The organism is Celeribacter sp. SCSIO 80788 (genome assembly GCF_051054295.1).
Lineage (GTDB): Bacteria > Pseudomonadota > Alphaproteobacteria > Rhodobacterales > Rhodobacteraceae > Celeribacter.
In genome coordinates this window covers 25,017-38,370 of record NZ_CP150483.1, presented here as the reverse complement: position 1 = coordinate 38,370, position 13,354 = coordinate 25,017, and the positions used below count along the sequence as shown (strand labels likewise).

The window sequence follows — 13,354 nt, the reverse complement described above, 5'->3', positions numbered from 1 at the left end:
GCGATCTGAGAAACTAAATCACAATAGGTCAGGCAGAGTTCGATTTTAGGATTGAATTTATCAACCAAGAAAAAGGGAAATTGCGGTGGAGGACATCAAGGCGCCGGAGAATTACGAGGATCTGATCCGTCTGATCCATGAGCGCTACGACCAGATGAGCAGGACCTATCAAAGGATTTCGGTCTATCTCACGCAGAATCCCAATGAGGTTGCCGTGCAATCCGTGAACGCGATCGGCGAGCATTGCGGCATTCATGCCTCAAGCTTTGTTCGCTTCGCACAGGCGCTTGGCTACAAGGGCTTCAAGGATCTGCAGCATCTTTTCCAGGAACGCCTCGCCACGGCCGCACCGGGTTTCGAGGCGCGTCGTCGGGCGCTCGACAGCGAACTCAACATGCGCGAGGACCGCAGCGAATACGGATTTCTGCGCGAATTGGTGGTCCGCGACATCGCCTCTTTGGAGGATATGCTCGAACGCACCGACCCCGCCCAGATGTCCGAGGCGGCCGATATGATCGAAAATGCGCGCACGGTATATATTGTCGGCCAGCTCCGCTCCGCGCCGGTCGCCGATCTCTTGCGTTACATCCTGACCATGCTGGGCAAGCCATGTGTGCTTTTGGACGCGAGTGGCGGTCTGTCGACCCATATGGCCCGCACCATCGGCAAAGACGATGTCCTGATCGCCATCTCATTTCGCTTCTATGCCAACGAGGTGGTCAATATCGTCGAAACGGTGGCACAGACCGGCGCTCCGGTTGTTGCGATTTCGGACAGCACGCTGTCGCCTCTGGCCAAATCCGCAAAGGTTCTGTTTGCCGTCCCGGAACACGATTACACCTTCTCGCGCTCACTCGCAGCACCCATGTGTCTGGCGCAGGCCTTGACGGTGGCGGTGGCGGCACGGGTGCAAAAGGATACAGCCGAACCCCGCATTCCGACTGTCACCGGAAGCTGACGTTATCCCATTCCAGCGATGCCATCCTGCACAAGTTTGAGGCCGACGAGAGCAATCGAGGCATAGGTCAGAGGATAAAAGATTGCCGGACGCATCTTTCGCACGATCCAGGCCCCGAGATAGGTCGCGGCAAGCCCCATCGGCATGAGTACGGCGGAGAGCATCAGATGCGCGCCGTCGAATTGACCCAAAGCGATATAGGGGATCAGCTTGATCGCATTGGTCACCGCGAAAAACAAAACGCATGTGCCGGTGAAGGTTTTGGGATCGAGCCCCAACGGCAGGAGGTATATCTGAAGCGGCGGCGCGCCGGCATGGGCGACAAAGCTCGTAAAGCCCCCGACCATCCCGCACAAACGCCCCAACATCGGCCGAAGCGTCCCTGTCACCGGGGCGGCCGGACGGCCCCACTTTTGCCAGAGCACGCGTGCCACGAAGGCCAGCGACACCACACCCACGATCAGCCGCACTTCGGCATCGGTCACCACTTCTGCGGTGCCCCATCCAATCCCGATGCCAAGGACAGCCGCCGGCAGAACGATCTTCAGAATACGCCAGTCGACATGACGGCGCCAGACCGACAGGCTGACCATGTCCATCACGATCAGGATCGGCAACAACACCGCTGCGGCGGTCATCGGCGGCATGTAAAGCGACATAAGCGGCACGCCCAGAAGGGACATCCCGCCCAATCCGCCCTTGGACAGACCGACGAGAACGACCGCCAGCACGCTGACAGCAAGCAGATAGGGATCCGAACTCAGGCCGGGCATGTCGTCACTTTCGCAAAAAACAGCCCCACATGCGGCGGGGCTGTTGCTGTGTCAGGAGGGGCTCAGGTCTTCGCGCGTTTTTTCTGGCGATAGACGTCGGCGATGACGGCGGCCACGATGATCGTGCCTTTGACGATTTCCTGATAATAGGCGTCGATGCGCAAGAAGGTGAACCCGGACATCATCAGGCCAAGGATCAGCGTCCCGATCACCGTGCCCAGAATGCGCCCCTGCCCGCCCGAAAGCGAAGTGCCCCCGATCACGGCTGCGGCGATGGCATCGAGTTCGTACATCATCCCCATCCCCGCCTGTGCGGTCTCCGCCCGTGCCGCCGTCACAATCCCGGCGAGACCGGACAACAGACCCGCGATGGCGTAGACCTTGATCAAATGGCTCTGGACATTGATGCCCGACACCCGCGCGGCCTGCGGGTTGGCCCCGATGGCGTAGGTGAACTTACCGTAGCGCGTGTAGCGCAGCGCCAGATGAAAGATCAGCGCGACGATCAGGAAAATCACCACCGGCCAGATACCGTCCCCGATCGTGGCGAAGCTTTCGGTCGGGAAAGACACAGGCTGGCCCTTGGTGTACCACTTCGCGATGCCGCGGGCGGCAACCATCATGCCCAGCGTGGCGATAAAGGGCGGAATGCCCGTCATGGCAATCAGCGCACCGTTGATCGCACCGGCTAAAAGACCGAGCCCAAGCCCCACGAACAGCGGCACGATGACCGGCATATCCGTCAGCGCCGGATAGATCGCCCGTGAATATTCGCTGGTCTGGGCAAAACTCATGGCGATCATTGCCGTCATCGCCACAATGGAGCCGGAGGACAGATCGATCCCGCCGGTCACGATCACCTGGGTCACCCCCACGGCGATGATCCCGACAACCGAGACCTGCAAAATCATGATCGTCAGGCGTTGCGGGTTCAGCAAAAAGCTCTGCCCGTTCAAAACCCAGCCCAGCACCTCAAAGATCAGGGCGACGCCGATAAGAACCGAAAGAATGTTCAGTTCCTGTGGCAATTTTCGGCGCGGTTTCGCGACCGGCTCAATTTGTTCTATGACCATAGTCTTTCCTCCCTGCGTGTCACGTTCTGTGCCAGGCACATCAACGCGCCGCCAACTCCATGATTTTCACCTGATCGGCCTCGTCGCGATCCAGAATTCCCGTCAAATGCCCCTCGTGCATCACCATGATGCGATCCGCCATACCGAGCACTTCGGGCAGCTCCGACGAAATCATCACCACCGCAACACCCTCTCCGGCGAGGCGCGAAATCAAGCGGTGAATTTCCGCTTTGGCCCCGACGTCGATGCCGCGTGTGGGTTCGTCGAGAATGAGAATTTTCGGATGGATCATCAGCCACCGTGCGATCAGCGCCTTTTGCTGATTGCCGCCCGACAGGTTTTCGATCCGTTCGTCGAGATTGGGCGTCTTGATCCGCAACGCCGTTTTCATCTCGTCGCTTACGGCGTCGACGGCACCCTGTTCGATGACGCCAAAACGCACATAGCTGTCTTTGAACGCCGCGATTTGCATGTTTTCCCGGACCGAGAGCGGCAGGAAACATCCAGTGTCCTTGCGGTCTTCGGTCAGAAAGGCCATGCCGTTTTGCATGGCATCGCGCGGCGAGTGAATGGCCACTTCCTTGCCGTGGATGCGGATCGTGCCGCTGCTGGCGGGGGTGACGCCGAAAATGGCCTCGGCGACATTCGACCGCCCGGAGCCGACAAGCCCCGCAAGACCGAAAATCTCGCCCTCATGTACGGTAAAGGAAATGTCGTGAAACACGCCATCGAGCGTGAGGTTCTCGACCTCCAGCACCGGCGCGCCGATCACGGCCTCCTCTTTAGGGAACATATCGGTGACATCGCGCCCGACCATCATGCGAATGATGTCGTCGCGCGTCACATCCGAACTGGCGTGGGTGCCGACATAAATGCCGTCCCGGAAGACGGAGAATTCATCGGCAATCTCGAACAACTCATTCATCTTGTGGGTGATATAGACGATCCCGATGCCCTGCGCGCGCAGGTCCCGGATGATCGCGAAAAGATGCTCGACCTCCGTTTCCGTCAGCGCCGAGGTCGGCTCATCCATGATCAACACGTCGGATTCGTAAGAAACGGCTTTCGCGATCTCGACCATCTGGCGTTGCGCCACTGTCAGATAGCGGACCTCCGACAGCGGGTCGATCCGGATGTTCAGCCGATCGAACAGCGCCTGCGTCTGTTCGGCCATCTTGCCGTGATTGATGATCCCCAAAGCGTTGCGCGGTTCGCGGCGGATCCAGATGTTTTCGGCCACCGTCATGTAAGGCATCAGCGCGAGTTCCTGATGGATCATCGCAATCCCGCGTTCGAGCGCATCGAGCGGACTGGCCAGTTTGACCTCTTCGCCGCGCAGCCGGATCGTGCCGCGGTCGGGCGTGTAGATGCCCGCAATAATTTTCATAAGCGTGGATTTTCCCGCCCCGTTTTCCCCCATCAGGGCATGAACGGTTCCCCGCTTCAGGCTCAACTGAACGTCATCGAGTGCCACAACGCCAGGAAACTCTTTACGGATGCCCGAGATCGCCAGCACTTCCTCCGGGAGCTTCGACTTATAGCGTTCAATCGCCTGTCTCGTTCGTTCGGTAATCATCTCTCGCCTCCATCCCTCGCAGACCCGCATCCTCCGCAACGCCTGCGTCATGTGGCGGATTGATCCCTGACCGATCCGCCACGACAGCTGTTTTCACCAAAGCCTGAGGCTCAGTTCTTCGTCGTATAGTCCCCGAGATTGTCCGGCGTGACCAGTTCGAAGGGGATGACCACGCGCTGGTCGAACGCTTCACCGGCCGCAATCTTGAGCACGGTGTCAAGCGCGCCCTGACCCTGACCCTTGGCCGACTGATAGACCGTCACATCGAGATCGCCCATCTTCATGGAGGCCAGCGCGTCCTGTGTCGCATCGACACCCGACACGACCACATCCTCCATGGAAATGCCCGACGATTTCAGCGCCTGAATGGCCCCAAGCGCCATTTCGTCGTTATTGGCGATCACCGCGTCCGGTTTGAGGCCGGAAGAGATCCAGTTGGTCATCAAATCCATCGCCGGAGTGCGCATCCAGTTCGCGGTTTGCTCCTCGATGATTTCAATGCCGGCGCAGTCATCGCTGGCCAGAACTTCTTTGGTGGCTTTGGTGCGCCCCCGCTGGCCGGTCGTGCCCAGCTGCCCCATCAGGATCACGGCCTGGCCTTTGCCTTCGAGAAGGCGGCACACTTCGGTGGCTTCAAGCGCTCCCGCCTGCTCTTCGTTGGACCCGACCCAGGCCTGTTTCGCCGGGAAATCGTCGATTTCCGCCGGAAGCATGTTCACGAACACAAGCGGCACCCCCGCTTCGTCGGCGATTTTGGACATGGCTTTCCCGGAGTCCGCATCCACCAGCATAGTGATGATCCCGTCCACACCGGCGGCCACGAAATTCTCGATCTGGGATTGCTGGCGGGCGATGTCGCCCTGCGCGTCTTCCATCTGAACCGTCACACCAAGTTCGTCGGCGTGGTCCTGAATGTTGTGACGCAGAACGGTCAGAAAATTGTCGTCGAACAAGGACATGGCCACGCCGATGGTCTCGGCATGTGCGCCCGAGGCCAATACGGTTGCCATGGCGCTGGCCATTAGAAATTTCTTCATGTGTCTCTCCTCCAGAAGTTCGGCACTCCCTCGCCGAACACAGGGTCTTCACCCATTAACATTTCGGGATGGAGCCCGATCAGGCCGCCTTTTGCACCCTTCCGGCGCAAGCCATTTCAGGCTGATGGCGCGATCCACTCTGTCCCTTTATCGCCTCGAATGACCGAGGCGACCCTCCCAAGGCTCAGGGTGCCTGACCCCTTGCCATGCCGATTCTTAGCAACAGAAAATCGCAATAGCAACAATTATTGCAACATATCACATTTCGATATAAATGTTGCTCAAATGGGGAAACATCAGACGGGAGCGCCTGATGCAGCACGGACCAATTGGTACGCAAACACATCCATTGACCAACCCCGCTCAGACAGAATAGCAAAAATAAATGACAAAATCAATTTCGAACAATTTTTATTGCAATGAATCGTTTTTTCAGAAAGCGTCGTGCCAGACAAAGATTTCAGACACGTGAAAGGCTGAGGCTTGAGGAGGCTTCAGGGGAGGCCACGATGCAGGACCAGACCGAACCATATGTGCCATTTCCACCCAAGTCGCGCCAGTTGCGCCTTGGCATGGTCGGCGGTGGCGACGGCGCTTTTATCGGACGGATTCATGCGCGCGGGGCGCGTCTTTCGGGCCGTTGGGACGTCGTCGCCGGAGCCTTGTCGTCACGCCCCGAGGTCGCCGAAACATCCGGCCGCGCCTGGGGCTTTGCACCCGATCGCATCTATCACGACTGGCGCGACATGGCGATACGCGAAGCCGCCCGCGCCGATGGCATCGATGCGGTCGCGATCACCGTCCCGAACTTTCTGCATTTCGAAGTGGCACAAGCCTTTCTGAACGTCGGCATCGACGTGATCTGTGACAAACCTCTGGTCAACACGCTGCAAGAGGCCCAGGCGCTTGCAGCGCTTCAGGCGCAAACCGGACTTTTCTTCGGTGTGACCTATTCTTTTGCCGCGCATGCCATGGTGCGGCAGGCACGGCAAATGGTGCGAGAGGGCAAAATCGGGGAAATCCGCCAGATTCATGTCGAGTATTTTCAGGAAATGGCTCTGATCCCGCCCGAAAATGCATGGTCCGGCTCGCCCTGGCGTCGCGATCCGAACAAGGTCGGCGGCGCGGCCACAACGGCGGATATCGGCACCCATGCCCATCACCTCGCGGAATTCATCTCCGGCCTGCCCCTCGAAGAGCTGCGCGCCGATTTCTTTACGCTGGGAGCCGAGCAACCTCTTGAAGACACCGCCTTTTTCAATTGCCGCTTTGCAGGAGATGTGCCCGGAACGATGCTGGTTTCCCAAGCGGTCGCGGGCACGCATTGCGGGCTGCGCATCCGCATCTCGGGAACGGCGGCGACGCTGGAGTGGTCGCAGGAAGAGCCGGAAAGCCTACATCTGCGCCCCTTCAATGCGCCAGCGCAAACGCTTTTGCGGGGCCATGACGCAGGGATCCTGAGCGAGGCCGCGCGCTTCGTCCATATGCCCAGAGGCCACCCGGAAGGTCTCTCGGACGCATGGGGCAATCTTTACGAAGAATTTGCGATCGCCATCGACGCCCGGCGCACCGGCGCGGAGTTGCCCGAAGGGCTTTTGGCCCATCCGGATCTGAGTGTGGGCATACGCGGTGTCGCGTTCATAAACGCCGCCATCGCATCCAATGCAGCAGGAGGGAGCTGGACGCCCCTGTCCACGACGCCGTCGCTCTGATGTCGTCACCCGATGCCACGGAACCCCCGCAAACGCGGGTGCATGCGGTCCGGGAGAGGCCGCACCAAACAGGAGGAGACCCTATGAAAAAACTTTTGACCGCGACAGCTTTGTCTCTCGTGTGCTCAACCGCTATGGCGCAGGATATCGGTGTTGCCATGGCGCAATTCGATAACAATTTCCTGACCATCGTCCGGGGCGGCATCGAGGAAAAGGCCGCTGAGCTTGGCGTACATCTTCAGTTCGAAGACGCCCAGAACGACATCACCCGCCAGATGGACCAATTGCGCAATTTCGTCTCGTCGGGCGTCGATGCCATCATTCTCGTTGCCGTGGATTCCGACGCCATCGCGCAGATGGACAAGATCGCCAACGAGGCGGGCATTCCGATCGTCAATGTGAACCGTGAGCCGCCGCATATCGAAAGCCTCGGCCCGCTCGAGGCCTTTGTCGGCTCGAAGGAGACCGATGCGGGCACAATCCAGGCCTCCGCCGCTTGCGATCTGGTTCGTGATGCCAAGGGCGGCGCGCCCGCGACAGGTGTGATCCTCGCCGGAGACCTGTTCATTCAGGCCGGACGCGTCCGCACCCAGATGGTGCAGGATTACGTCAAGACGCCAGACTGCGATTTTGTCACCATCGAAGATATGCAGGTGGCGGATTGGTCGCGCACCAAAGCCAACGATCTGGTGATCAACTGGCTGTCGTCGGGGATGAAACCGGATGTGATCTTTGCCAACAACGATGAGATGGCCATCGGTGCGGCTCAGGCGATCAAATCCGCAGGCGTCGATCCCGACTCGATTGTTATCGCGGGTATTGATGCCACCCCGGACGCGCTTTCGGCGATGGAAACGGGCGATATCGACCTGACGGTGTTTCAAGATGCCAGGGGCCAGGGCGCCAAATCCGTCGAGATCGCGGTCGCCATGGCGCAGGGCGAAACCCTGGAAGATCGTGCGGTCTATATCCCGTTCGAATTGGTGACCCCGGACAACATCCAAAACTATTCCACAGAGTAAGCAAGACCAAGCTTGGAAAGACGCGGTTCGACTGCGTCTTTCCTGAGACAAGGATATAAAATGACCGAGATCGACTGCGTCCGGTCGACATATTGTCCGAAGACGATCTATGTGCTGGTCCGCACAATAAGGTCCCCAACCAATGCCGTAGAGCTGGGAGCGGTACGCCCGACAATCATGCCCACGAGCAAGTCCACCATATGTTCATAGGGCTGCCGATATGTAGTCAGGGAAAATGCATCCATACTGGCCAGAGAAATATCGTCAAAGCCCGCAACCGCGATGTCTTCGGGCACCCTCAGGCCGAGTTCATAGCGCAATGTGTCGATGGCACCGATTGCGAGAATATCGTTCTCACAGAGCATGACGTCACATCTTTGATCTTTTGGGGTGTCCGCCAGATAGCGATGGATCGCAAGCTTCGAGGCCTTGGGATCGTAGGCACCGGCATTAATTTCCTGAAGGGTGGAAATGCCATGCGCACTCCAGAATTTCCGGTATTGCTGCCGTCGCCCCACCGCCGTTTGAGAGCGTTCTGGGCCAGCTACATAAACCGGCTTTCGATAGCCGCGGGCATAGAGATGCGCGGAAAGGGCTTCCACCGCATGAACGGGATCCGTGTAGACACAGGGAAGTGGCGCACTGACGGCTTCGCGGGCAAGGATATATATCGGCTGATCGCTCGCGTTCAAAATCTGATCGCTGATGGTTGCCGGGTCATAGGCCGCGCCGAAAAAGACAACGGAATCGACACGCCTTTGTTGCGCATCCATGAGGGCAGCTTCGCGTGAGAAATCTTTGTTGATGTTGATGAGAACGCCCAGCATGCCCTCTTGTTGCAGCCGCGCCGTCAAATGCCGCAGAGTTGGAAGTTTGTAAGGGTTTTCAAAATCATCCACCAGGATTGCCACCTGTTCCGTGCGGTTTGTCGCGAGGCTTCGGGCCAAAAGATTAGGCCGGTAGTTGAGCGTATGAGCGACGGCGAGCACGCGTTCTTTCGTCTCTTTCGCGATCCGTGCATCAGCCTTGAACGCGCGGATCACGGTCCATTTCGAGACGCCCGCCTCTCTGGCCACATCCGCTGCCGTCACTCCGTTCCCGTCTGATCGCATCAACGTCCCTTTCGCAATCGCACTGATCTAAAGGAATACGTTTTTTGAATTCGATGAAGCAAGAGCTCCCTTGAATGTTGACTCACCTTTTCCCGCCATGCTACCGGTTGCACATGCGATTGCAACCGGTAGCATTGAGGAGTGCGCCGTTGCGAAAAGGTCGCGAACAGGGAGGCGATGGCGTCTGCGTCCCCGATACCAAATCAATCAGACGCAACTTGGGAGGAACTTATGGATAGTATTCGTCGCAGCCTTTTGGCTGGTGCTGCCGTGTCTGTACTCGGCTTTGGTGCACCCGCTTTTGCGCAAGACGCCCCTGTCATCGCCGTTTTGCCGAAAACGGTCATCAATGACATCTTCATGAACAACGTTGCAGAATTTGCGAAGGCCAAGGGCGAGGAGCTTGGCGTCGAAATCGAAATCCACTCCGTTTCGGGCCATGGCGCAATCGAGGAACAGGTGTCCACGATGGAGGCGCTGATTTCGCGTGAGGTGGACGGTATCGCCCTTGCGGCTCTGGACGGCAAAGGACTTGCTCCCGTCGTCAAACGCGCTGCTGCGGCGGGTATCCCGGTCGTGTTGATTGACGGCGGGGTCGAGACGGACGAGGCCAATTATGTCACGCTCGTCGGGACCGACAACGTCCGAGCTGCGGGTCTTGCAGCCGATTATGCGGCCTCTCTTTTGAGCTATCAGGGCAAAGTCGCCCAGCTGGAAGGCGAGCCGGGGTCCGAGGCCGCAGCGCATCGCCGTCAAGGCTTTCATGAGGGTATGGAAAAATACGGCGATATTGAAATCGTCTCTTCGGTGACCGGTCATTGGACCACACCGGGCGCCGTAGAAGCGACCGAAGCCATTTTGTCCGCCAATCCCGATCTCGATCTGATCTTTGCCTCATCCGACCTGATGGCCGTCGGAGCCGCAGAAGTGCTGCGCCGCAATGATCGTCAAGACATCATCGTGATCGGTTTCGATGGTATCCCGGAAGGCACCGACCTGATCCTTGCCGATCGGGCCGCGGGCGATGTGTCGCAAAGCTCCAAAGGCATGGGGGAAACCGCGGTTGAAATCCTGGCCGCCCTCGCGAGAGGCGAAAAGACTGCCGCAGATTTCCCGAAAAAGATCGATAGCGGTATGGAGCTGATCCACAAATGGAATGTTGAGGCGTATCGCCACGACATCCTCGGGATCACCGACTGATCCGATCTCGGGCGACCGCGATCCGGTCGCCCTCACACACATATCCAATACTGTGAGGTTCGCAATGCAAATTGCCGAGCAAGCCCCCATTGTCAAAATGCAGGGTATTTCGAAACATTACGGCGGGGTTGCCGCCCTTGATGGGGTTGATCTCGAAGTGCGCCGTGGCGAGGTTGTCGCACTTTTGGGCGACAATGGTGCGGGCAAGTCCACTCTCGTTAAAATTCTGGCTGGTGCGGTTGAGCCGGATGAGGGACAGATCACCATCGACGGGGAAGAGGTCCAGCTGGGAACACCCGCGCGCGCCAAGGAGCTTGGCGTCGAGATCATCTACCAAGACCTTGCGCTCTGCGACAATGTCGATATTCCAACCAACATTTTTCTGGGCCGTGAACTCCAGAAATCCTATCTCGGCGGGCTGATCAAAACCTTTGATCGTCGCAAAATGTCCGAAGAGACCAAGCGCCTTTTAGGTGATCTGCGGATCAACATCTCCAATATCCATGAAACGGTGCGCGATTTATCGGGCGGTCAGCGCCAGACCATCGCAATCGCCAAAAGCGTCTATTCCGCCGCCAAACTCATCATCATGGACGAACCGACCGCGGCGCTCGGCGTGGCGCAACAGGAACAGGTTCTCTCGCTGATTGAAAGCCTGCGAGACAAGGGGGAAGCCATCGTCCTGATCAGCCACTCCATGAACGATGTGATGCGTGTGGCCGACCGGGTGGTGATCCTGAAAACCGGACGCCTTGTGACCAGCCGCCCCGTCGATCAGGTGGATCGAGATCAATTGGTGCGCATGATTGTCAGCGGGATCGAAGAACCGCCGATCAAAACGGAGGTCACAGCATGACCCAGAAACTGGAAAACATCACGACGATCGGCACCGGCGAGCTGACCAACAAGGCCATGATCCGCAATGTCATCGACAAATTGTCAACGGTATTCGTCTTTCTCGCGATCATGATCCTGATGGAGTTTTTGCACTCCGGGTTTATCACCGCGAACAACATTAGCCTGATTGCGCTACAGTCCGTGACGCGCGCTGTTTTGGCGATCGGGGTCATGTTGGTGATCATCAGCGGGGCCATCGACATTTCTGTCGGCACAGTCATGTCTCTGTCCATGGTGGTCATGGGCATCGCGGTGATTGATGCGGGCTTGCCGCTTTGGCTGGGGTTTGTCGTGGCTCTGGCGGCGGGCACTTTGATGGGCGGGATCAACGGGTTTCTTGTGGCCTATGCCAATTTGCCGTCCTTCATTGCCACCCTGGGGATGTTGGGCGTCGCGCAAGGGCTTGCCTTGTTCATGTCCAATGGACGCTCGCTCTACGGGTTCCCTGAAAGTTTCGAGTTTGTCGGCGGCGGCAGCTTTATCGGCATTCCCATGCCGGTTCTCATTCTCATCGGCTTTGCCCTGATCATGCTGTTCGTGTTCTACCAGACGAAGCTTGGCCGCTACGCCTTTACCATGGGGGGCAGCGAAGAGGGGACGCGGCGTGCGGGGATCAACGTGCGGCGCTACCGGATGGGGATTTTTGCGATCTCCGGCGCAACGGCGGGTCTGGCCTCGATCCTTCTGTCGTCCCGCATCAACTCGGCTCACCCCGGCATCGGCTTTGGCTATGAGCTTGACGCGATTGCTGCCGTGGTGATCGGAGGCGGAAGCCTCATGGGGGGGCGCGGCACCGTATGGGGCGCCATCATCGGTGCACTCATCATGTCTGAAATCCGCTTTGGTCTCAACATTCTGGGCATGTCGCCTTTCATCCAGCAAATCGTGGTCGGTGTCGTTCTGATCGCCGCCGTCTATATCGACACGATGCGCAGCGGTCCCACACGGTCGCGCTAATGCCCAATTCCATGGAAAGGAGACTGCCATGAGTATCGCCGTTGGAGTGATCGGAATGGGTGTTATGGGAGCGGAGCATGCGCAGCTTCTACAGCATGAAACGCGGGGCGCACATCTGATGGCGGTCTGTGATGCAGACGCCTCCCGATTGGCACAGGGTCATGCGGAGATTTTCGACGACCCTCTCGCGCTGATCCGGTCGGATAAGGTGGAGGCGGTCGTGATCGCCTCCCCCGATGACACACATGAAGCCTTGGTCCTTGCTGCCATCTCAGAGGGCAAACCCGTACTCTGCGAAAAGCCTCTGGCCGCGACACCGCAACAGGCAGAACGCATTTTGGAGGCCGAAATCCTCTTTGGCAGACGGCTTGTTCAGGTCGGTTTCATGCGCCGGTTCGATCCGGCCTATGAGGAGTTGCGCACCGCGTATCTGAGCGGCACGGTCGGTCAGGCTGTTCTGCTGCATAACATCCACCGCAACGCACAGGCACCGGGATGGTTCTCAGGCGCAATGGCTCTGACCAATGCTTTCGTGCATGAGATTGATGTCAGTCGCTGGCTGCTCGGAGCCGAGATGGGGCAGGCGCAGGTCTTTGCCGGACCAGGGGGCGAGCCTTTGATGATCCAGATGCAGAGCAAGACCGGCGTCATGGTGTCGACAGAAGTGTTCATGAATGCGAGCTATGGCTATCATGTGCATGCCGAGCTTGTGGGGCGCGAAGGGGCCATCTCCATGGCTCCGCCTGCGTTGAGCCTTGTCAATCGCGCCCGGTGGCATGGGCATGGCTGGCCTGAAAACTGGTTGCCCCGGTTCAAAGACGCCTATCGACAACAGATGCAGGCATGGGTCAACTCCATTGCAACCGGAGTGCCCGTCGGGGCCTCGGCATGGGACGGCTATATTGCCTCCTCGATTGCCGATCAACTCGCCGCTGGATTGGCGAAAGGACGCGATGGAGCGGCGGCCATTTCGCTCCTCCATCCTGTGCCGGATCCGCTCTATGCGGTTGGCGCTCACATAAATGAAAGAGTTTAAC

General features: G+C 58.4%; 12 protein-coding genes. 7 read left to right on the top strand and 5 right to left on the bottom strand.

From position 1 onward, the window contains the following. The first annotated feature begins 85 nt into the window (after positions 1-85). Positions 86-958 (top strand): MurR/RpiR family transcriptional regulator, encoded by an 873-nt coding sequence (locus V1471_RS18965; protein WP_434291029.1) that lies wholly within the window; start codon positions 86-88, stop codon positions 956-958. A gap of 2 nt (positions 959-960) precedes the next feature. Here V1471_RS18965 and V1471_RS18960 read toward each other — a convergent pair whose 3' ends face one another. The 4 genes from V1471_RS18960 to V1471_RS18945 form a co-directional block, all read right to left on the bottom strand. Beyond that, positions 961-1,731, bottom strand: coding sequence for a sulfite exporter TauE/SafE family protein (locus V1471_RS18960; protein ID WP_434291028.1), 771 nt, complete (start codon positions 1,729-1,731; stop codon positions 961-963). Between the two features lie 62 nt (positions 1,732-1,793). Next, the gene (locus tag V1471_RS18955; protein WP_434291027.1) at positions 1,794-2,804 is read right to left on the bottom strand and encodes an ABC transporter permease; all 1,011 of its coding nucleotides are present in this window, start codon (positions 2,802-2,804) and stop codon (positions 1,794-1,796) included. Positions 2,805-2,844: 40 nt separating this feature from the next. Next, complete coding sequence (locus tag V1471_RS18950; RefSeq protein WP_434291025.1) at positions 2,845-4,380, bottom strand: sugar ABC transporter ATP-binding protein; 1,536 nt, start codon at positions 4,378-4,380, stop codon at positions 2,845-2,847. 110 nt (positions 4,381-4,490) lie between these two features. After that, positions 4,491-5,417 (bottom strand): substrate-binding domain-containing protein, encoded by a 927-nt coding sequence (locus V1471_RS18945; RefSeq protein ID WP_434291023.1) that lies wholly within the window; start codon positions 5,415-5,417, stop codon positions 4,491-4,493. A 509-nt stretch (positions 5,418-5,926) separates the two neighbouring features. On the opposite strand from V1471_RS18945, the gene V1471_RS18940 reads away from it, so the two are divergent. Both V1471_RS18940 and V1471_RS18935 read left to right on the top strand, forming a co-directional pair. After that, complete coding sequence (locus tag V1471_RS18940) at positions 5,927-7,129, top strand: Gfo/Idh/MocA family protein (RefSeq protein WP_434291021.1); 1,203 nt, start codon at positions 5,927-5,929, stop codon at positions 7,127-7,129. An 83-nt stretch (positions 7,130-7,212) separates the two neighbouring features. Then, positions 7,213-8,151, top strand: coding sequence for a substrate-binding domain-containing protein (locus V1471_RS18935; RefSeq protein WP_434291020.1), 939 nt, complete (start codon positions 7,213-7,215; stop codon positions 8,149-8,151). A gap of 107 nt (positions 8,152-8,258) precedes the next feature. Here V1471_RS18935 and V1471_RS18930 read toward each other — a convergent pair whose 3' ends face one another. Beyond that, on the bottom strand, positions 8,259-9,242 hold the full coding sequence (locus tag V1471_RS18930; RefSeq protein ID WP_434291019.1) for a LacI family DNA-binding transcriptional regulator: 984 nt from the start codon (positions 9,240-9,242) through the stop codon (positions 8,259-8,261). A 252-nt stretch (positions 9,243-9,494) separates the two neighbouring features. Here V1471_RS18930 and V1471_RS18925 point away from each other — a divergent pair, with 252 nt between their 5' ends. The 4 genes from V1471_RS18925 (at position 9,495) to V1471_RS18910 (ending at position 13,353) form a co-directional block, all read left to right on the top strand. Continuing rightward, positions 9,495-10,463: a sugar ABC transporter substrate-binding protein gene (locus tag V1471_RS18925; RefSeq protein WP_434291018.1), complete on the top strand. Its 969-nt coding sequence runs from the start codon at positions 9,495-9,497 to the stop codon at positions 10,461-10,463. Between the two features lie 64 nt (positions 10,464-10,527). Further along, entirely contained in the window at positions 10,528-11,319 is a 792-nt protein-coding gene (locus V1471_RS18920) for an ATP-binding cassette domain-containing protein (protein ID WP_434291017.1), read from the top strand. After that, positions 11,316-12,317 (top strand): ABC transporter permease, encoded by a 1,002-nt coding sequence (locus V1471_RS18915; protein WP_434291016.1) that lies wholly within the window; start codon positions 11,316-11,318, stop codon positions 12,315-12,317. The genes V1471_RS18920 and V1471_RS18915 overlap by 4 nt, the downstream gene beginning before the upstream one ends. A 28-nt stretch (positions 12,318-12,345) precedes the next feature. Continuing rightward, the gene (locus tag V1471_RS18910) at positions 12,346-13,353 is read left to right on the top strand and encodes a Gfo/Idh/MocA family oxidoreductase (protein ID WP_434291015.1); all 1,008 of its coding nucleotides are present in this window, start codon (positions 12,346-12,348) and stop codon (positions 13,351-13,353) included. The last annotated feature ends 1 nt before the right edge of the window (position 13,354 follow it).